This window comes from Scandinavium hiltneri, assembly GCF_024764835.1.
Lineage (GTDB): Bacteria > Pseudomonadota > Gammaproteobacteria > Enterobacterales > Enterobacteriaceae > Scandinavium > Scandinavium hiltneri.
The window spans coordinates 659,451-680,064 of sequence record NZ_JALIGE010000076.1 but is presented as its reverse complement, the minus strand read 5'-3'; the positions used below and the strand labels follow the sequence as shown (position 1 = coordinate 680,064).

The following is a 20,614-nucleotide window of genomic DNA, read 5'->3' as shown; positions in this document are numbered from 1 at the left end:
GTGATGCGAAATAATATCATTTTCATTCATGAAACAGCGCCCCGGCCTTGTTACATTTTTCAGTGCCATTTTTCCCTTCTTATTTAGAAACCCCTGCTATTAGCGGTTCTCGTAGCTTCATACTGCAACGTGCACATGTAACAAAACGCAATCAAATATGTGCGCCCTGTCATAATCTTGCGTTTTTGTGCGGAAAAAGGATTGATAATTCGCGTCGCGAAAAATAGTCTACATGCATAGCGTTAGGACTTTTTTGCCTCGCTACTTTTTTGCAGTACTTATTTTTTATCGCTGTTCGCCTTGCGAACGCGTTTTTAAAAGTCAAAGAGGATATACACATGCGTACGTTCAGTGGCAAACGTAGTACGCTGGCGCTGGCTATTGCCGGGGTCACCGCAATGTCGGGCTGGATTGCAGTTCCGCAAGCCAGTGCAGCAGGATTCGTAGACGATTCAACCTTAACCGGCGGCATCTATTATTGGCAGCGTGAGCGTGACCGTAAAGATGTAACCGACGGCGACAAGTACAAAACCAACCTTTCTCACTCCACCTGGAACGCCAACCTCGACTTCCAGTCGGGTTATGCTGCAGATTTTATCGGCCTGGATATTGCGGCCTTCACCGCAATCGAAATGGCTGAATCCGCCGAAAGCGGTCACCCAAACGAAATCGCGTTCTCCTCGATTAACAAAGGCTATGACGAAGACTGGTCTGGCGATAAGAGCGGGATCAGCCTGTATAAAGCCGCCGCGAAATTTAAACTGGGGCCGACCTGGGCGCGTGCAGGTTATATTCAGCCTACTGGCCAGACCCTGTTAGCGCCGCACTGGAGCTTCATGCCTGGTACTTATCAGGGTGCTGAAGCCGGGGCTAATTTTGATTACGGCGATGCTGGGGCGTTGAGCTTCTCGTATATGTGGACCAACGAGTACAAAGCGCCATGGCACCTCGAAACTGACCATTTCTATCAGAACGACAAGAAAACCAAAGTGGAGTACCTGCACTCCATCGGTGCTAAATACGACTTCAAAAATGACCTGGTGCTCGAAGCAGCATTCGGTCAGGCAGAAGGCTTTATGGATCAGTACTTCGCCAAAGCCAGCTATAAATTTGATGTTGCCGGGGCGCCGCTCTCGACCAGTTACCAGTTCTACGGTGCGCGTGACACCGTCAGCAGCAACACTATCAACGATATCTATGACGGTACCGCGTGGTTACAGGCTCTGACCCTCGGTTATAAAGTGGGCGACGTTGTTGACCTGCGTCTCGAAGGAACATGGGTAAAAGCGGAAGGGCAGCAGGGTTACTTCCTTCAGCGTATGACCCCAACCTATGCGTCTTCCAACGGCCGACTGGATATCTGGTGGGATAACCGCTCAGATTTCAACGCCAATGGCGAAAAAGCGGTGTTCTTTGGCGGTATGTATGATCTGAAAAACTGGGATATGCCGGGCTTTGCCGTGGGCGCGTCTTATGTTTATGCCTGGGATGCCAAACCGTCTGACTGGCTTATCAATAGCGCAGGTCAGCGCGAAGATATATCCTCGAACAAAATTAAAGAGTCAGCTTACAGCCTTGATGCGATGTACACCGTTCAGGAAGGGCGAGCGAAAGGCACGTTGTTCAAGCTGCACTTTACTCAATACGACAACCACTCCGACATCCCGAGCTATGGCGGCGGTTACGGCAACATCTTCCAGGATGAGCGTGACGTGAAATTCATCGTTATCGCCCCGTTCACCATTTTCTGACAAGTCGCGCGGCGGCGTTAACGTCGCCGTGCGCCTATGAGGCCGTATCATGAAAAAATTGATTCTCATCGCTATGATGGCATCCGGGCTGGTTGCATGCGCACAACCCCAGGCGCCACAGGAAGATAACAAGCTCAAAGAAGCGTACAGCGCTTGTATTAACACCGCTGAAGGGAACCCGGATAAAATCCAGGCATGTCAGAATGTACTGGATGTACTGAAAACCGAGAAGTCACATCAGCAGTTTGCCAATCAGGAAAGCGTGCGGGTTCTGGATTATCAACAGTGCATCCAGGCGACGCGTACCGGCAACGATCAGGCGGTGAAAGCTCGCTGTGACCAGATTTGGAAGGAAATACGCAACAACAACACGACTACCCCAACTACAAAGCCATAACCCTCAACTATCGGCCTCTGTGATAGCCTGAAATTTATGCCAAAAAAAAGCCAACCGCGAGGTTGGCTTTTTGCGTTTGAGCGAACGCTGATTATTTCTCAGCGGCGTCGTGTGCGTGTTCATCTTCACGGCAGTCGCCTTCTGCGCAGTGGCCGTAAAGATAAAGGCTATGGTTGGTCAGACGAATGCCATGTCGAGTGGCGATTTCACGCTGACGCGCTTCGATAGAGTCATCGCTGAACTCAATAACCTTGCCGCAGTCGAGGCAGATTAAGTGATCATGATGATGCTGCTGAGTCAGTTCGAAAACAGACTTGCCGCCTTCGAAGTTGTGGCGGGTGACAATGCCGGCATCGTCGAACTGGTTCAGAACGCGATAAACCGTTGCCAGACCAATTTCTTCGCCCATATCAATGAGGCGTTTATAAAGGTCTTCCGCACTGACATGGTGATTGTCCGGCTCCTGAAGCACTTCCAGAATTTTCAAACGAGGAAGCGTGACTTTCAGGCCTGCCTTCTTTAATGCGGTATTGTTGTCAGTCATGCGGAATCAGTCCTATGTGCCAGGCGATACACTTCCCTATCAGGAAGTATTACTAAGAATGAATTCAGGATAATGCGTCTCATTATAGGACTGCAGATCCTAAATGAAAACGGTAAACCCTGAGCAAAGTATGCTTTTCAAAAACGAGGCATCATCTGCAAAGCGAAACATCCGACCTCGTCAAAACAGGTGACATTGTACAGACATGTGCTCAAAAGTTAAAAATTTGTAGCGATTAATTTGATTGCTTTTATCTATTAATTTAACACAATTTATCGTTAATACGGCACAGCACGGATGCTGCACCGTTCTAAATCATTAGGCGTTCTTGATCTCTTCGAGGTGCAGCTCTTCGGAGATTTGTTTCACCCATTTTTCGACACGCTCAGCGGTCAGCTCTGGTTGGCGATCTTCATCAATGGCCAGACCCACAAAGTGAGCGTCATCAGCCAGACCTTTAGAGGCTTCGAAATGGTAGCCTTCGGTCGGCCAGTGACCAACGATAGTTGCGCCGCGTGGTTCGATGATGTCGCGGATGGTACCCAACGCATCACAGAAATATTCTGCGTAATCTTCCTGATCGCCACAGCCAAACAGTGCGACCAGCTTACCGTTGAAGTCTACCTCTTCCAGCGTCGGGAAGAAGTCATCCCAGTCACACTGTGCTTCACCGTAGTACCAGGTTGGGATACCCAGCAGCAGAATATCGAAACCTTCGAGATCTTCTTTACTGCTCTTGGCAATGTCATGCACCTCGGCAACGTCTTTGCCAAGCTGCTTCTGGATCATCTTCGCGATATTTTCGGTGTTACCGGTGTCGCTGCCGAAAAAAATACCTGTGATTGCCATGAGTAAAATAACCTCTTGAAACGTATTGAAATGATGGTGGAATGTTGCCCACAGATAAAGGCAATGATAGCAGGAGGAGAAGTGCGCGGAAACTGCAATCGCGCCGTACTGCACTCTCTGCTAAATGAAAGTGATCTTTTGCCGTATTTTCAGACAAGTTCCTGGCCGTGTAATGCAGCCAGTTGTTGCAACAATATCTCTTCGATAAGCTCGCTGCGGCTCATATTTCTGGCGTCAGCCAGTTCATTAAGCGCATCCACGGCATCGTTATTGAGCTTCAGCTCAACACGTTTGAGACCGTTGCTTTTGTCGCGTTTAAGCTGATTACGCTTATTAATGCGTAATTGTTCGTCGCGCGAGAGCGGATTGGTTTTCGGCCTTCCCGGGCGACGCTCATTTGCGAACAAATCTAATGTCGTTCGGTCCGTTTGTTCTTTTGCCATGATTCAGAGTGACTTCGGGGAAACAAGCCGCCAGACGACAGGCCCGGCGCAGATAGCGCGCAATCATACATCAGCGAAACCCGCACGCCAACGCCGGGAGGCACAATGGCGCTTGCTTGCTCGGATTTTAATCATTCTGCCAGGTAACGGCGAATCGCACGCAGCACCGTATCCGGTTTTTCTGCGTGAACCCAGTGTCCGGCACCCGCGACTACGTGCGCACGGGCCTGCGGGAACTGTGCAAGTAACGCGTCGCGGTACTCTGCGGTGACGTAAGGCGAATGTCCACCAGGGATAAACAGGGCAGGGTGGTCCCAGGCAGGGATCGGTTCCCAGCCAACGATATGTGGGTATTGATCCCACAAGGCTGGCACGTTGAAGCGCCACGCGCCGTCGACGAACGACTTCAGCAGGAACTGAATCACGCCTTCTTCATCTATATGCTGGCGCATGACTTCCGCGGCCTGCTGGCGGCTGGACACGCCCGCGTCGGTCACGGCGTTAATGGCGGCAAAAATCTCATCGTGACGGCGCACCTGATAAGCCACCGGAGCGATATCAATCGCCACCAATTTTTCAACGCGTTCAGGGGCTAGCGCCGTAAACGCCATCACTGCTTTACCACCCATTGAATGGCCTATCAGAATTGCTTTCTCAATGCCGTTGGCATCGAACGTATCGACAAGATCCTGTGCCATTGCGGCATAGGTCATCTCCAGGTCGCGAGGGGAAAGGCCGTGGTTACGCATATCGACTTGCAGGATATTGTGGTCGGCAACCAGATCCCGGGCGAGGATCCCGAGGTTATCAAGGCTACCGAAAAGGCCGTGAACAAGGACGATGGGAGAATTAGTGTGCAGGTTTTGTGCAGTTTGCGCTCGGCTGTTTAATTTCATGGCAAAGTTCTTTTTTTCGCTACGTCGGGTTAGGGTATCATGTTGAGCATTCTGCCGCCCGGCTGCAACACTCAGTAGTCGTCTGAGTTTTTGCCGACACGCTATCCGCTGTTGGGTTTTGTCCTTATAATCCCAACAACTTGTATTCAGAAAAGATATCTCACTGGATTAAGATGAAAACGATCGAAGTTGATGACGAACTCTACGGCTTTATTGCCAGCCACACAAAGCACATTGGCGAGAGCGCATCCGACATTTTACGGCGTATGCTGAAATTTTCTGCCGTATCGCAGGCGGCGGCAGCAACCGTAGCCAAAGAAACCCCGGCACCCGCGTCTGCACCGGTCGTCGCCGCGGTTAAAAAAGTGTCTTCACTGAAAGATAACGTTCGTGCCATGCGCGAGCTGATGCTATCTGACGAATACGCCGAGCAGAAAAAAGCGGTCAACCGTTTCCTGCTGGTGCTGACTACACTTTACGCCTTAGACAGCAAAGCATTTGCTCTGGCTACCGAGTCGCTGCATGGCCGTACGCGCGTTTACTTCGCCTCTGACGAAGCAACGCTGCTGAAAAACGGCAATCAGACCAAGCCTAAGCAGGTACCAGAAACCCCTTACTGGGTTATCACTAACACCAATACCGGTCGTAAATGCAGCATGGTCGAACACATCATGCAGTCAATGCAGTTCCCCGCGGAATTAATTGAAAAGGTTTGCGGCACCATCTAAGCATAAGAAGGACCAGGCAATGGCAACTCATAACCGTGCAGGTCAGCCTGCACAGCAGAGTGATTTGATCAACGTCGCCCAGCTGACGTCTCAGTACTACGTGCTGAAGCCGGAAGTGGGTAACGCAGAACATGCGGTAAAATTCGGGACGTCCGGCCACCGTGGTAGCGCTGCGCGTCACAGCTTCAACGAACCGCATATCCTGGCCATTGCGCAGGCGATTGCGGAAGAACGCGCAAAAAATGGCGTCACCGGACCCTGCTACGTCGGCAAGGATACCCACGCCCTGTCAGAGCCAGCGATCATTTCCGTACTGGAAGTGCTGGCGGCCAACGGTGTGGACGTTATTGTGCAGGAAAACAACGGCTACACCCCAACGCCTGCGGTTTCCAACGCTATCCTGGTTCACAATAAAAAAGGTGGCGCACAGGCTGATGGCATCGTCATCACCCCGTCCCATAACCCGCCGGACGATGGTGGTATCAAATACAACCCGCCAAACGGTGGCCCGGCTGATACCAACGTCACCAAAGTGGTTGAAGACCGCGCAAACGCATTACTGGCTGATGGTCTGAACGGCGTGAAGCGCATGTCTCTGGATGCAGCGTATGCGTCCGGGCATATCAAAGAGCAAGATTTGGTTCAGCCGTTTATCGAAGGGCTGGCGGATATCGTTGATATCAAAGCCATTCAGAAAGCGGGCCTGAAGCTTGGTGTTGATCCGTTGGGCGGCTCCGGGATCGAATACTGGAAACGTATCGCGGAGTTCTACAAGCTTGATCTGACCATCGTCAACGATCACGTCGATCAGACATTCCGTTTCATGCACCTCGACAAAGATGGCGCGATCCGCATGGACTGCTCATCAGAGTGTGCGATGGCGGGCCTGCTGGCACTGCGTGACAAATTCGACCTGGCGTTTGCCAATGACCCGGATTACGACCGTCACGGTATCGTGACGCCGGCGGGTCTGATGAACCCGAACCACTACCTGGCCGTAGCGATCAACTATCTGTTCCAGCATCGTCCACAGTGGGGCAAAGACGTCGCCGTGGGTAAAACCCTGGTGTCATCAGCAATGATTGACCGCGTGGTTGAGGATCTGGGCCGTAAGCTGGTGGAAGTGCCAGTAGGCTTCAAATGGTTTGTTGACGGTCTGTTTGACGGCAGCTTCGGTTTTGGCGGCGAAGAGAGCGCGGGTGCATCCTTCCTGCGTTTCGACGGCACACCATGGTCTACCGACAAAGACGGGATCATCATGTGTCTGCTGGCGGCTGAAATCACCGCCGTCACGGGCAAAAACCCGCAGCAGCATTACGACGAACTGGCCGCGCGCTTTGGTGCACCAAGCTACAACCGTCTGCAGGCATCTGCGACTTCCGCCCAGAAAGCGGCGCTGTCTAAACTCTCTCCGGAGATGGTTAGCGCCGATACGCTGGCCGGTGACCCAATCACCGCGCGTCTGACGGCTGCGCCAGGCAACGGCGCATCCATCGGCGGTCTGAAAGTGATGACCAAAAACGGCTGGTTTGCAGCACGTCCATCCGGCACAGAAGACGCCTACAAAATCTATTGCGAAAGCTTCCTCGGTGCCGAGCACCGTAAGCTGATTGAGAAAGAAGCGGTAGAGATTGTTAGTGAAGTGCTGAAAAACGCGTAACAGAATCTCGATGTGCAAAGGGAGCCAGAAGGCTCCCTTTTTTATTTGCTGCGCCATCAAAGCATAAACCGATAACCAATTCCGGTTTCGGTTAACAGATGCTGCGGGCGCGCCGGGTCAATTTCCAGCTTCTGGCGTAAGTGGCCCATATAAATGCGCAGGTAGTGGCTATGTTCAACCGCATTTGGCCCCCAGACCTGACTTAACAACTGGCGCTGGGTCAGCACTTTGCCATGGTTATTGAGCAGCACCGCCAGCAGGCGAAACTCAATCGGCGTCAGATGGATTTGTTCTTCACCGCGCTGAATGCGGTGATTGGCGATATCGACCTGAATATCAGCGAAGCGCACCACCGGCTGATTTTGTTCCGCGTTCCCATGACGACGAAGCGCCACCCGCAGGCGAGCCTGTAACTCGCCAATGCCAAACGGCTTGCTGAGGTAATCATCGGCACCGGCGTCGAGCGCGGTAATTTTGTCCGTCTCTTCGGCGCGAGCAGAAAGCACAATCACCGGCACCTGGCTCCACTGACGGAAATCGCGAATGAACTCTATGCCGTCGCCATCCGGCAAACCGAGATCGAGAATGACCAGGTCAGGTTTGCGCGTGGCCGCTTCCAGTAACCCACGTTGCAGCGTTTCGGCTTCGTACACGCGCAGGCCATCGGCTTCCAGCGCGCTGCGCAGAAAACGGCGAATAGCCTGTTCATCTTCAACGATAAGTACGTTAATCACAGTTCCTCAAGAAATTCATCCAGCTCCGGGGGCGCATCCAGCGGCAGCGTAACCCTGAAACGGGCCCCGCCCTCGGGGCGGTTATACGCGTGTAGCTCACCACCGTGTACATCGACAATCGCCTGGCAAATCGCGAGGCCAAGCCCTACACCGGGAATGGCCGACTCTTTATGACCTCTGGAGAATTTAGCAAAGATTGCCTGTTCCTGACCAGCAGGGATGCCGGGGCCGGAGTCCCATACCTCCAGCTGCAGCTGTTCGGGCAAGCGTTCGGCGGAAATTCCAATGGTGGCCGACGGGCCCGCGTACTTCGCGGCGTTTTCCAGCAGGTTAATCAGCACCCGTTCAAACAGCGGGCCATCAACGTGAATAAGCGTCAGCGGGTCGCCCAGCGCCAGTTGAATATGCCGCCCGCCGAGGCCCATTTCCAGGGTGCGAATGGCGCTGCCCACCACTTCTTCCAGCGTCAGCCACTCTTTGCGCAGGTTAAATCCACCGGACTGAATGCGCGCCATATCGAGCAGATTGTTCACCAGTCGGGTAGTGTTCAGCACGTGCTGGCGAATTTCGTTGGCCTGTGGAGCGTGCTTTGAACCTTCGCTGGCCAAATCCAGCGTCAGAATTTCCGCCTGACCAAACAGCACGGTTAATGGCGTGCGCAAGTCGTGTGAAAGCGCCGCCAGCAGCGAGTTGCGAATGCTTTCCCGTTCGCTCGCCAGCCGCGATTGCTCTTCGCTTGCGGTCAGCGCCAGACGTTCCAGGGCGCTGGCGACCAGCAAGGTGCAGGTTTCAAGCAGTCGCTGCTGTTCGGGGATCATCAACTGGCGCAAATTACCCGGTTCAACCACCACCACGCCGTGGATTTTCTCGGCGCTTTTTAACGGCAGGATAAGATACGGCACCCCGGGCAGCGTGTCGGTTCCCGCACCTGCTGGCTGGCCTTTGTCAAAGCTCCAGCGGGCGATGGCGTCGTCCCACGGCGTGATGTCGTTGCCGTCGGTCAGAGGGTGAAGCCCACCCTCGGCGTTGGGTAGCAGCACCTGGCTACGCGCCTGGAAAGTGGAGTGAATAAACTGCTCGCTGGTTTGGGCAATATCCTGCGCGCGGCGGCCGGTTGCCAGCGCTTTCGACATTTCATACAGATGCCGGGTACGCTGTTCACGATAGCGCGCGACGCGGGCCTGATAGCGCACGCCCGCGGTCAAATTCCCAATAACCAGCCCGACGGTGAGCATCACGCCGAAGGTCAACACGTACTGCACATCGGAAACGGCGAGGGTACCGCGCGGTGCAATAAAGAACAGATCAAAGCTGACGACGTTGGCGACGGTCGCAAGCACCGACGGCCAGCGCCCATAGAACAGTGCCACAATCACCACGCCGAGCAGATAGATCATGACCAGGTTGGCGGCATCAAACGCCATCAGGAAATGGCTGGCGAACACCGTAATTAAGGCGCAGAGCACCATGGCCACAATGCAGCCACGAAGCTGAACGCGCCAGCGTTCCAACCACGGACGATTATCGGTGCTGCGGCTCGGGCTGGTGGCTGGCTGATCCTCAAGGGCGACAATCAGTAAATCGAGGTCCGGGGCGCGGCGGGCGAGCCTGTCGGCGAATGACTCCCGGCTCCACCAGCGTCGTTTATTGCGCCGACCAATAATGATTTTGCCGAGATTATGTTCGCGGGCGTAGTGCAGAATAGCTTTGTCTTCCGCCGGATCTGACAGCGTGGCGGTCTCCGCGCCCAGCTCCTGTGCCAGACGCAGTGCCCTGAGAATATTGCGCCGCTGTGATTCTGGCAGACGATGCAAATCGGGGGTCTCGACATAGACCGCATGCCATGCGGTGCCGAACTTGGCGGCCAGACGGGCGGCGGCCCGCACCAGTTTTTCATTCCCACCGCTGTGGCCGACGCACAGCAGAATCGCATCGCGGGTGTGCCAGACTTTTTCTTCGCCTTGGCGGTCTCGCCAGGCGCGCATCTGGTCATCCACGCGGTCGGCGGTGCGTCGCAGGGCCAGCTCGCGTAAGGCGATGAGATTACCTTTGCGGAAGAAATGCTCGATGGCGCGCTCGGCCTGCCCGGCGATATACACTTTGCCTTCGTGCAGACGCTGGCGCAGATCGTCCGGCGGCAGATCCACAAGCACCACTTCGTCCGCAGAATCGAAAAAAGGATCCGGCACGGTTTCACGCACTTTGATACCGGTCACGCCGCTGACCACGTCGTTCAGGCTTTCCAGATGCTGAACGTTGACGGTGGTAAAAACGTCGATGCCTGCTTCCAGCAGTTCTTCTACATCCTGCCAGCGTTTGGGGTGACGTGAACCGGGGGCGTTGGTGTGCGCCAGTTCGTCCATCAGGATCAGTGCCGGACGGCGGGCGAGGGCAGCATCGAGGTCAAACTCTTCGACCTGTCGACCGCGATAGTGAATGCGTTTTTGGGACTGAGTCGCCAGCCCTTTAAGCTGAGCGGCAGTCTCCTGGCGGCCGTGGGTTTCCACCACGCCCACCATAATATCGAGCCCCTGCGCCCGCAGGCGCTGCGCTTCTTGCAACATGGCGTAGGTTTTCCCTACGCCAGCACAGGCGCCAAAAAAGACTTTCAGTTTTCCGCGATGCCAGCCGGAGGATTGCTCCAGCAGGCGGTCGGGATCGGGACGAAAGGGCTCGTCGGTCATGCTCAATCCTTACGGTTGTTTCAGGGCATCCAGCGCCATGTTCAGCTCAACAATATTCACCACCGGCTGGCCGAGGAAGCTCACCAGCGGCTGCTGTGTGTGTTCGGCAACCAGCGTCGTCAGCGTTGCTACAGACAGGTGACGGGCCTGCGCCACGCGCGGTATTTGCCAGTCCACCGACTGCGGCGTCAGGCTGTAATCAAGCCCGCTCGCGGACGTCGTCACCAGTTCGACGGGAACCTGTGCGTCTGCCTGCGGATTGTCCTGACGCAGTTGCGCCACCCGCGCCGCCACCTCTTTATCCAGCTCTGGATTACTGCCTGCCAGGTTACTGCCGCCGGATGCCTCTGGATTATAGGGGCTATTGGCGGTGGCGGAAGGGCGACCGTGAAAATATCCCGGCGCTGAAAACTGCTGACCAATCAAGTGCGAACCACGAATCTGGTTGTCCTGATGAATCAACGAGCCGTTGGCCTGGTCGGCGAACCACCATTGTCCAAGCGTGGTGGTGAGCAGCGGATACACGCCGCCGGTGACCAGGGTTAAAAAAATCAGAACTACCAGTGCAGGACGTAACGTCGCCATTGTCATTTCCTCTTACACCAGACCAGACAGGGTCAGCAACAGGTCAATCACTTTGATGCCGATGAACGGCACCAGCAGGCCACCGAGGCCGTAAATCCACAGGTTACGGCGCAGCATTGCTGCTGCCGTCAGTGGCTTATAACTCACGCCTTTTAACGCCAGCGGGATCAGGAACACAATAATCAGGGCGTTAAAGATAACGGCGCTGAGAATGGCTGACGCGGGCGAGTTCAGGTGCATCACGTTCAGCGCGTTGAGCTGCGGATAGGTAGCCGCAAACGCCGCCGGGATGATGGCAAAATACTTCGCCACGTCGTTGGCAATACTGAAGGTGGTCAGCGACCCACGGGTCATCAGCATCTGTTTACCGATGTGCACCACTTCAATCAATTTGGTCGGGTTGGAGTCCAGATCGACCATGTTGCCCGCTTCTTTTGCGGCCTGGGTTCCGGAGTTCATCGCCACGGCCACGTCAGCCTGCGCTAACGCCGGGGCGTCGTTGGTACCGTCGCCAGTCATCGCCACCAGACGGCCTTCCGCCTGATACTGACGAATCAGCGCCAGCTTGGCTTCCGGCGTCGCTTCCGCCAGGAAATCATCTACGCCTGCTTCGGCGGCGATGGCGGCGGCCGTCAGGCGGTTATCGCCGGTGATCATCACCGTTTTAATGCCCATTTTGCGCAGCTGTGCGAAACGCTCTTTAATGCCGCCTTTAACGATGTCCTTCAGTGCAATCACACCGAGCACCGTCGCACCTTCCACCACCACCAGCGGGGTACCACCCTGACGCGCCACGCTTTCGACCTGCGTGTCGACCTGCGGCGGGAAGTGCCCGTTGTTGGCTTCCACGTGACGGCGGATAGCATCCACGGAGCCTTTACGGATCATGCGGTCGTGGATATTGATGCCGCTCATACGGGTCTGTGCGGTAAACGGCACAAACGTGGCCTGCAGTTCCTGCATGTCGCGTTCGCGCAGATTGAAGCGCTGTTTTGCCAGCACCACGATACTGCGGCCTTCCGGTGTTTCGTCGGCCAGCGACGCTAGCTGCGCGGCATCGGCGAGGGTTTTCTCATCGACACCTGGAGCGGGCAGGAACTGAGACGCCTGACGGTTGCCGAGAGTGATGGTGCCGGTTTTATCCAGCAGCAACACGTCCACATCACCCGCCGCTTCAACCGCACGGCCGCTGGTGGCAATCACGTTGGCACCGAGCATCCGGCTCATCCCGGCCACGCCGATAGCCGACAGCAGCCCGCCGATAGTCGTCGGGATCAGACAAACCAGCAGCGCAACCAGCACTGTTACGCTGACCGCTGTTCCGCCGTACGCGGAGAACGGCCACAGGGTGGCGGTTGCCAGCAGGAACACGATGGTCAGCGCGACCAGCAAAATGGTCAGAGCGATTTCGTTTGGCGTTTTACGACGCTGAGCGCCTTCGACCATGGCGATCATTCGGTCAAGGAAGGTTTCGCCTGGGTTGACGCTGCAACGGATAACCAGCCAGTCGGAAAGAATGCGCGTGCCACCCGTTACCGAGGCGAAGTCGCCGCCGGATTCGCGGATAACTGGCGCGGATTCGCCGGTAATTGCGCTTTCATCCACCGACGCGCCACCTTCGATAACTTCACCGTCGCACGGGATGATGTCGCCAGCCTCCACCAGAACGATGTCGCCTTTGCGCAGGTCATCAGCCGGAATGTGATCGACCTGAGCATCATGCTGTGGCGCGCGCAGTTTACGGGCGAAAGACGTTTTCTGAATGCCTTTCAGGCTGTTGGCCTGTGCCTTGCTGCGGCCTTCCGCCAGCGCTTCGGCGACGTTAGCGAACAGCACGGTAAACCACAGCCAGATGCTGATTGCCGCCGTGAAGCCAGCGCTACCGGGCACTTTTCCAAAGGCCATCGCCACGGCGAGCAGGGTGGTCAACACGCTGCCCAGCCAGACGATAAACATCACCGGGTTACGCCACTGTACGGCTGGACTCAGTTTTTTTACGGCATCCAGCAGGGCCTGGCGAACCAGGGCCGGTTCGAAAATTGCCGTTTGCTTACGACTCATAAAACGTGTCTCCAGCTGTCTTATAACGAAGAGAGATGTTCTGCGACCGGGCCTAACGCCAGGGCGGGAATAAAGGTCAGAGCGCCGACCAAAATCACGGTCCCTATCAGCAAGCCAACAAACAGCGGGCCGAAGGTCGGTAACGTGCCGGTGCTGGCGGGCTGAATTTTCTTGCTCACCAGTGAGCCGGCGATGGCCAGTACAGGTACGATCACCCCGAAGCGTCCGACGAGCATGCAGAAGGCCAGCAGGCAGTTCCAGAATGGAGAGTTAGCACTCAGGCCGCCGAAGGCGCTACCGTTGTTATTGGCGGCGGAAGAGACGGCGTACAGTACTTCGCTAAAGCCGTGAATGCCCGGGTTGAATATTCCGGCGCGACCGGCGTCAGTCATCATCGCCAGCGCAGTGCCAAGCAGAACCAGTGCCGGCGTCACGAGGATCGCCAGCGCGGTCATTTTCATTTCGCGCACGTCGATTTTTTTACCGAGATATTCCGGCGTACGGCCAATCATCAGCCCGGCGATAAACACCGCCAGCAGCACGAACAGCAGCATGCCGTACAGCCCGGAACCCACGCCGCCGAACACCACTTCACCAATCTGCATTAGCCACATTGGCACCATTCCACCGAGCGCGGTAAAGGAGTCGTGCATGGCGTTCACTGCGCCGCAGGACGCCGCGGTCGTCACCACCGCAAACAGGCTGCTTTGCAGAATGCCGAACCGGCTCTCTTTGCCTTCCATATTGATGGCGCTGTCGGCCCCGAGTTTCAGGAAGTGAGGATTCCCGCTGAGCTCTGCCCACATCACGACCGCTACGCAGATGACGAAGATGACCGACATCGCCCACAGGATCGTGCGCCCCTGGCGACGGTCGTTAACTGCTTCACCGAAGGCGAAACACAGCGCGGTCGGGATCAGGAAAATCGCCAGCATTTGCACCGCATTAGTCAACGCCGTTGGGTTTTCAAATGGATGGCTGGAGTTGGCGTTAAAGAAACCGCCGCCGTTGGTGCCGAGCATTTTGATGGCTTCCTGCGACGCAACCGGACCCATTGGCAGCAGGCCTTTCACGCCTTCGAGCGAGGTGAAATGCTGGTACGGGAGAAGGTTTTGCAGCGTGCCTTGCTGGATCATAAACAGCGCAATCACCAGCGACAGCGGCAGCAGGATCCACAACGTAACGCGCACGATGTCCATCCATGCGTTACCCAGCGTATTGGTGCTGTGGCGGCAGAAACCGCGGATCAGCGCAAATATCACTGCGATGCCGGTGGCCGCAGACAAGAAGTTTTGCACTGCCAGCCCGGTCATTTGGCTGAAGTAACTCAGCGTACTTTCGCCGCTATACGCCTGCCAGTTGGTGTTGGAGACAAAGCTGATGGCGGTGTTCATCGCCAGATCCCACGAAAGCCCCGGGAAGTGTTGCGGATTGAGCGGCAGAACGTCCTGCAACATCAGCATGGCGAACAGCACCAAAATCCCCAATACGTTGAGCATCAGGATAGCCAGCAGATATTGCCGCCAGTTCATCTCTTGGGAGGAGATACCCATCAGGCGCCACAGCCCGCGTTCAATTTTGGCCGTGCCGGGCAGCGGCGTATTGGCTATCAGTCGCGCCAGCACGAGGCCCAACGGGCGCGCCAGAATGAACAGGACCAGTAAAAAACTGGCTATCAGTAAAAACCCTTGCGCAGCCATCAGAAGGCCTCCGCATTGATCAGGGCATAAACCAGATAACCCAACAACAGGAAAACCAGAACGATACCCGTTAACACGCCTGCACTCACAGTCCACCTCCAGGTGTTTAATGAAGTGCGGTAACGGTAAGTTTTTTGGTGCAAAGATTTCGCAAAAAACGCAGGGCAGGGTGTAAAAATAGTATAAAAATGGAGAAGACCATTAATTAACTAGTGGTTAGTATTAATTTAACTTTTATGTAACTTAATTACGGCGAGAAGTGTAAATCAGCCCCTGTCGACGTAAAAAAGTGGTCGGATGAGTAGCAAAATTACAACCAAAGCGGTATTATTTGACCCAGTTAACGTTTACCGGCGTGCGTTGCCGGCCATGAAAGGGGAGAGAGATTATGTACAAAGAGTTTCCTGCACATGTTGTATTGATGCGTCGTACTTTCGCCGTTGTGGCGGGTGTTTTGGCGCTACCAGTAATGCTGTTCTGGAAAGATCGTGGTCGTTTTTACAGCTACCTGCACCGTGTCTGGTCTAAAACCAGTGAAAAACCGGTGTGGATGGATCAGGCCGAAAAAGCGACCTGTGATTTTTACTGATCTGTAACGATCCCGCTGGATAGAATCCTAAAATTTTACCGAATTACGTCCAGGCCGCCTTGTGCGGCCTTTTTCGTTTTCTGGCGTCTACACTTCTTTTATAGGCCTGAAAGGAGCGGTTATGAGTGAGAAAATCCCGGTTGGCATCAGCGCCTGTTTATTAGGCGAGCCCGTTCGTTTTGACGGCGGGCATAAACGCCTGACTTTTGCAGTAGAGGATCTCAGCCCATTGGTGGCGTTTGAGCCCGTCTGCCCGGAAATGGCCATTGGTTTGCCAGTGCCGAGACCCGCGCTGCGACTGATGAAAGACGAGCAGGGCAGCACGAATTTGCGTTTTAGCGATGGACGCGACGGTGATTTAACCCAGGCGATGCGCGATTTTACCCGTCAGCGGATTACCCGTTTCGAAAAGCTGTGCGGCTATATTGTGTGCGCAAAATCGCCAAGCTGTGGCATGGAGCGAGTGCGGGTATACGAGGCCGACGGTCAATACAGCCGCAAATCTGGACGCGGCATTTACACCCGGATCCTGATGGAAACATTCCCGTGGCTGCCGGTGGAAGAAGACGGGCGGTTACAGGACGCTGTTCTGCGTGAGAACTTTGTCGAGCGTATTTATGCCCTGCATGAGTTGCACGCTCTTCGCGTACGGGGCCTGAATCGCGGCGAATTAATGGCCTTTCACAGCCGCTATAAGCTGTTACTGCTGGCGCATTCTCAGCCGCTTTACCGTGAGCTCGGGCGCTTTGTGGCGGCGATGGCGGAATGGACGTCGCTGGAGGACTACTTTGTCGAATATCGCCAGCGCCTGATGACGCTGATGTCGCATCCGGCCACTCGCCGCAATCACACCAACGTTTTGATGCACGTGCAGGGCTACTTTCGCAAACAGCTTAACAGCCGACAGCGGCAGGAATTGGCTGACCTTATCGATCGCTATCGGCAGGGCACGCAGCCGTTGCTTGCACCGGTCACGCTGTTAAAACACTATATGGCTGAATTTCCTGATGCTTATCTGGCCGGGCAGCGCTATTTCGACCCTTGGCCGGAAGCCTTACGTTTACGTTACGGACATTAACCGGAGAGTTATGACCACCCATCTGGTCTGGTTTCGCACGGATTTACGCCTGCACGATAATCTGGCGTTGGCCGCCGCCTGTCGGGATCGTCAGGCCAAGGTGATCGCGTTGTTTATTGCCACGCCGCAACAGTGGCTGCAGCACCATATGGCCCCACGCCAGGCGGCATATTTGCAGGCCCAGCTAAATGCGTTACAAACGCAGCTGGCGCAAAAAGGCATTCCTTTATTGTTTCACGACGTGGCGGATTTCGCGGCGTCGGTAGAGGTGGTGAAAAATGTCTGCGATGAACATCAAGTCGATCGGCTTTTCTATAACTATCAATATGAAATTAACGAGCGTCAGCGTGACAGCGGGGTGGAAAAAACGCTGGATACAGTAACGTGTCAGGGGTTTGACGACAGCGTGATGCTGGCGCCCGGTAGCGTCATGACCGGTAATCATCAGATGTATAAGGTCTTTACGCCGTTTAAAAATGCGTATCTGCGACGACTAAAAGAAGGGCTGCCGGAATGCGTTCAAGCTCCGGCGAATCGTGACAATGGGGCGTGTGAAACGACTGAGATTGTACTTAATCTTCCTCAAGAACCCTTTGATACCACGCTCTTCCCAGCGGATGAGAAAACCGCCATCGCCAGGCTGCGCCACTTTTGCCAACAGCAGGCCGCGGAGTACGAAGAAAAGCGAGATTTTCCCGCGATTGAGGGCACCAGTCGGTTATCGGCGTGCCTCACGTTGGGCGTGTTGTCTGCGCGCCAGTGTCTGCATCGGCTTCTCGCGGAATGTCCGCATGCGCAAGATGGCGGCCCCGGTGCGGTCTGGCTAAATGAACTCCTCTGGCGTGAATTTTACCGCCATCTGATGACCTATTATCCCGAACTGTGCCGCTATAAACCCTTTATCGCCTGGACAGATAATGTCGCATGGAACAACGATAGGACGGCGCTTGCCGCCTGGCAGCAGGGGAAAACAGGTTACCCGATAGTCGATGCGGCGATGCGTCAGCTCAATGAAACAGGCTGGATGCACAACCGCCTGCGGATGATTGTCGCCAGCTTCCTGGTGAAAGACTTGCTGATTGACTGGCGGGAAGGCGAGCGTTACTTCATGTCACAGTTGGTAGACGGCGACTTAGCGGCCAACAACGGCGGCTGGCAGTGGGCGGCTTCTACCGGCACCGATGCCGCACCGTATTTCCGAATATTTAACCCGACCACGCAGGGCGAACGGTTTGATAAAGAAGGCGTGTTTATTCGTCACTGGCTATCTGAATTGAACGCGGTGCCAGAGAAGGCGATTCACGAACCGTGGCAGTGGGCGGAAAAAGAGGGGATAACGCTAGAATATCCGCGCCCGATTGTGAATCACAAACAGGCGCGGATAGAGACGCTGGCAGCGTATGAAGCCGCCAGAAAGGCTTAAGACTCCAGCGCCAGACGACGGGCTCTGACTTTCATGGCGTGTCCAAGCCAGATGACCAACACCACGGCCACACAGGCCAATGACCCCCAGGTAATCTGGCTGAACACGTCGATGTAGGCATCAATAGAGTAATTAATCGCCCCCGCAGCATCAAAGGCGCTTTGTGACGTCTGATCGGCAATCACGCCCGCGACGTAGTTGGCGATTGCGCCGGAAAGCAGCATGTAGATGCCGGTCAGCACACCGGTTACGCCCGGAATTTCAATGCGCGTGATTTGCGCCATCGCAACCGGGTCGATGAACAGCTCGGCAAAGCCCATGACCGCCATTCCCAGAACCATCAGCGGCATCGATGAATGACCGTAGGTCGCAGACCAGCGTGCGCTCAGGGTCAGAATGCAGAAACCTACGCTCATCAGCCCAAGGCCCAGGGCGTATTTACCCCAGATGCGCACTGCGCGGTTACCCGTCACCGATTCTTTGACCACCCAGGCGAGGAACACGCCGCACATCATCACGGCAAAACCATTGACCGACTGGAACATCGCCGTTGGCACTTCATAGCCAAGAATATCGCGGTTCACGAAACGGTCGATATACAGGCTTATGGAGCTGCCGCCCTGCTGCGCAAAGGCCCAGAACAGCAGGCTGAAGAAGGTCAGGACCACAATAAGCCCCAACTCTTTGCGCTGCTTCTGGTTCTCTGCTTTTTTGTAGATTTGCGCGAGCATTACCAGGCCGATAACGGTGGCAACAATTAGCGCGTACAGTGACCACTCTTTCCAGAACAGCACAGCAATGACAATCGGCGACACAACCAGCAGCGCCAGCAACCAACCCCAGACCGGAACGGCCAGTTTCTTGCTGCACAGTACGGCTTTGTTCACACCGACGGTATGGCTGAAATGGCGGTTCCCGCAGAGGAAAATCACCAGACCGGCGAGCATACCGATGGCGGCAAGCGCGAAGCCCATCGCCCAGCTGTATTCTTCCTGGACGTAGCCACAGGCGATTGGTGCAATGATGGAGCCGACGTTACCTGCGGCGTAAAGCAGCGAGAAACCGCCGTCACGGCGCGGATCGGTGGGTTCATAAAGCTCGCCGAGCAGGCAGCTAACGTTCGATTTAAACAGACCGTAGCCGCAAACGATAATTGCCAATGACAGGTACAAGAACATCGATGACATTTCACTGGCGCCGAGCACCAGGTGGCCGACGGCCATCAAAAAGGCGCCGATCATCACCGCCATGCGGTTGCCAAGCACTTTATCCGCCAGCCAGCCGCCGAGGATTGGCGTGACATAGACCAGTGAGCAGTAGGCGCTGAACAGCGCATAAGCGTGGTTATCGTTGTATTTCAGTTGGTTGGTGAGATACAGGATCAGCAGAGCGCGCATCCCATAAAAGCTAAAATATTCCCAAATTTGCAGTGCGACCACGTAATAGATAGCGCGCGGTTGTGACGATGGTGTCTTCATGTTGCTCTCAGTCTTGCCAGAAGTGCAGAAGATAATCATTCCGCATTATTCGTTTCTTATATGCTTTCCATGTAACTTGAGCGTTAAAGCTCAATTTATATGCTGTCCCGGTGCATAAATATACATGATCGTGCTGCGTGACGTTAAGCGTTTTTTGCGCTAATCAAAAGAGCGGTTTTTTGTCAGGCGTTGCGCGGGTATCGACGTGAAGCCGCTGGGCGGCTATGGTATCCGGCAGTATTGAGGGAAAGTCTGGAGTGACGATGAAAAACAGTGAACTGGAACAACTGATTAACGAGAAACTCAACAGTGCAGCTATCAGCGATTACGCGCCAAATGGGCTGCAGGTTGAGGGGCGAGAAGAGATCCGCAAAATCGTCACCGGCGTGACTGCAAGCCAGGCGCTACTGGATGAAGCCGTGCGTCTGGAAGCCGACGCCGTCATTGTGCATCACGGCTATTTCTGGAAAGGGGAGTCGCCGGTGATTCGCGGCATGAAACGCAACCGGCTGAAAACGCTGCTGGCCAATGATATCAACCTTTATGGCTGGCATTTGCCGCTGGATGCGCACCCTGAGCTTGGCAATAACGCCCAGCTAGCCGCACTCCTCGGCATCAATATCAAAGGCGAAATTGAGCCGCTGGTGCCGTGGGGCGAACTGTCTGTTGCCGTTTCCGGGCTGGAGTTGGCGTCGTGGATTGAAACCCGCATTGGCCGGACGCCGCTGTGGAGTGGTGACACCGGGCCGGACAAAATATCGCGCGTGGCGTGGTGCACCGGCGGCGGCCAGAGTTTTATCGACAGCGCGGCACGTTTTGGCGTAGATGCTTTTATTACCGGTGAAGTGTCGGAACAAACCATCCATTCTGCGCGTGAGCAGGGCCTGCATTTTTATGCCGCTGGTCATCACGCGACCGAACGAGGCGGCATTCGCGCCTTAAGCGAATGGTTGACCGAAAATACCGATCTGGATGTCACCTTTATCGACATCCCCAACCCGGCTTGATGAGAGA

Annotated in this window: 19 protein-coding genes; 8 read left to right on the top strand and 11 right to left on the bottom strand. The window is 55.1% G+C overall.

The genetic code is table 11. The features are described from left to right. Positions 1–338: 338 nt before the first annotated feature. Entirely contained in the window at positions 339–1,751 is a 1,413-nt protein-coding gene (gene chiP, locus MUU47_RS20715) for a chitoporin ChiP (protein WP_258990037.1), read from the top strand. A 49-nt stretch (positions 1,752–1,800) separates the two neighbouring features. Continuing rightward, positions 1,801–2,148: a ChiQ/YbfN family lipoprotein gene (gene chiQ / locus MUU47_RS20710; RefSeq protein ID WP_258990036.1), complete on the top strand. Its 348-nt coding sequence runs from the start codon at positions 1,801–1,803 to the stop codon at positions 2,146–2,148. A gap of 91 nt (positions 2,149–2,239) precedes the next feature. Here chiQ and fur read toward each other — a convergent pair whose 3' ends face one another. The 4 genes from fur to ybfF form a co-directional block, all read right to left on the bottom strand. Next, positions 2,240–2,692 carry a ferric iron uptake transcriptional regulator gene (gene fur, locus MUU47_RS20705; protein ID WP_159774201.1) on the bottom strand — a complete coding sequence of 151 codons (453 nt, stop codon included), beginning with the start codon at positions 2,690–2,692 and terminating at the stop codon, positions 2,240–2,242. Positions 2,693–3,010: 318 nt separating this feature from the next. After that, positions 3,011–3,541, bottom strand: coding sequence for a flavodoxin FldA (gene fldA / locus MUU47_RS20700; RefSeq protein ID WP_200849699.1), 531 nt, complete (start codon positions 3,539–3,541; stop codon positions 3,011–3,013). 149 nt (positions 3,542–3,690) lie between these two features. Further along, positions 3,691–3,984: a LexA regulated protein gene (ybfE, locus tag MUU47_RS20695; RefSeq protein ID WP_110510115.1), complete on the bottom strand. Its 294-nt coding sequence runs from the start codon at positions 3,982–3,984 to the stop codon at positions 3,691–3,693. Positions 3,985–4,115: 131 nt separating this feature from the next. Further along, positions 4,116–4,880, bottom strand: coding sequence for an esterase (ybfF, locus tag MUU47_RS20690; protein WP_258990035.1), 765 nt, complete (start codon positions 4,878–4,880; stop codon positions 4,116–4,118). Between the two features lie 173 nt (positions 4,881–5,053). Between ybfF and seqA the strand changes: the two genes are divergently transcribed. Together seqA and pgm are read left to right on the top strand one after the other, a co-directional pair. After that, complete coding sequence (gene seqA, locus MUU47_RS20685; protein WP_159774197.1) at positions 5,054–5,608, top strand: replication initiation negative regulator SeqA; 555 nt, start codon at positions 5,054–5,056, stop codon at positions 5,606–5,608. A gap of 19 nt (positions 5,609–5,627) precedes the next feature. Next, complete coding sequence (gene pgm / locus MUU47_RS20680) at positions 5,628–7,268, top strand: phosphoglucomutase (alpha-D-glucose-1,6-bisphosphate-dependent) (protein WP_258990033.1); 1,641 nt, start codon at positions 5,628–5,630, stop codon at positions 7,266–7,268. Positions 7,269–7,324: 56 nt separating this feature from the next. Here the strand turns inward: pgm and kdpE are convergent, their stop codons facing one another. The 6 genes from kdpE to kdpF are packed head-to-tail and all read right to left on the bottom strand — an operon-like array spanning position 7,325 to position 15,121. Continuing rightward, positions 7,325–8,002, bottom strand: a complete 678-nt coding sequence (kdpE, locus tag MUU47_RS20675; protein WP_258990032.1) for a two-component system response regulator KdpE — start codon at positions 8,000–8,002, stop codon at positions 7,325–7,327. Next, positions 7,999–10,686: a two-component system sensor histidine kinase KdpD gene (gene kdpD, locus MUU47_RS20670; RefSeq protein WP_258990031.1), complete on the bottom strand. Its 2,688-nt coding sequence runs from the start codon at positions 10,684–10,686 to the stop codon at positions 7,999–8,001. The genes kdpE and kdpD overlap by 4 nt, the downstream gene beginning before the upstream one ends. Positions 10,687–10,695: 9 nt before the next feature. Next, positions 10,696–11,271 (bottom strand): potassium-transporting ATPase subunit KdpC, encoded by a 576-nt coding sequence (kdpC, locus tag MUU47_RS20665; RefSeq protein ID WP_258990029.1) that lies wholly within the window; start codon positions 11,269–11,271, stop codon positions 10,696–10,698. A 12-nt stretch (positions 11,272–11,283) separates the two neighbouring features. After that, positions 11,284–13,332 (bottom strand): potassium-transporting ATPase subunit KdpB, encoded by a 2,049-nt coding sequence (gene kdpB, locus MUU47_RS20660; RefSeq protein WP_258990027.1) that lies wholly within the window; start codon positions 13,330–13,332, stop codon positions 11,284–11,286. Between the two features lie 20 nt (positions 13,333–13,352). Beyond that, entirely contained in the window at positions 13,353–15,032 is a 1,680-nt protein-coding gene (gene kdpA / locus MUU47_RS20655; protein WP_258990026.1) for a potassium-transporting ATPase subunit KdpA, read from the bottom strand. Beyond that, positions 15,032–15,121 carry a K(+)-transporting ATPase subunit F gene (kdpF, locus tag MUU47_RS20650; RefSeq protein WP_110510103.1) on the bottom strand — a complete coding sequence of 30 codons (90 nt, stop codon included), beginning with the start codon at positions 15,119–15,121 and terminating at the stop codon, positions 15,032–15,034. Before kdpF ends, kdpA begins: the two co-directional genes overlap by 1 nt. Before the next feature lie 299 nt (positions 15,122–15,420). Here kdpF and MUU47_RS20645 point away from each other — a divergent pair, with 299 nt between their 5' ends. The 3 genes from MUU47_RS20645 (at position 15,421) to phrB (ending at position 18,122) form a co-directional block, all read left to right on the top strand. Further along, positions 15,421–15,621, top strand: a complete 201-nt coding sequence (locus MUU47_RS20645; protein WP_110510102.1) for a YbfA family protein — start codon at positions 15,421–15,423, stop codon at positions 15,619–15,621. Positions 15,622–15,742: 121 nt separating this feature from the next. Continuing rightward, on the top strand, positions 15,743–16,699 hold the full coding sequence (locus MUU47_RS20640; RefSeq protein ID WP_258990025.1) for a YbgA family protein: 957 nt from the start codon (positions 15,743–15,745) through the stop codon (positions 16,697–16,699). 10 nt (positions 16,700–16,709) lie between these two features. Further along, a complete protein-coding gene (gene phrB / locus MUU47_RS20635) occupies positions 16,710–18,122 on the top strand; it encodes a deoxyribodipyrimidine photo-lyase (RefSeq protein WP_258990024.1) in 1,413 nt (470 codons plus the stop codon). On the opposite strand, the gene dtpD is transcribed toward phrB, so the two are convergent. Further along, positions 18,119–19,600, bottom strand: a complete 1,482-nt coding sequence (dtpD, locus tag MUU47_RS20630; RefSeq protein WP_258990023.1) for a dipeptide permease DtpD — start codon at positions 19,598–19,600, stop codon at positions 18,119–18,121. The two genes, phrB and dtpD, sit on opposite strands and share 4 nt — an antisense overlap. Positions 19,601–19,863: 263 nt before the next feature. On the opposite strand from dtpD, the gene MUU47_RS20625 reads away from it, so the two are divergent. After that, positions 19,864–20,607: a type 2 GTP cyclohydrolase I gene (locus tag MUU47_RS20625; RefSeq protein ID WP_258990021.1), complete on the top strand. Its 744-nt coding sequence runs from the start codon at positions 19,864–19,866 to the stop codon at positions 20,605–20,607. The last annotated feature ends 7 nt before the right edge of the window (positions 20,608–20,614 follow it).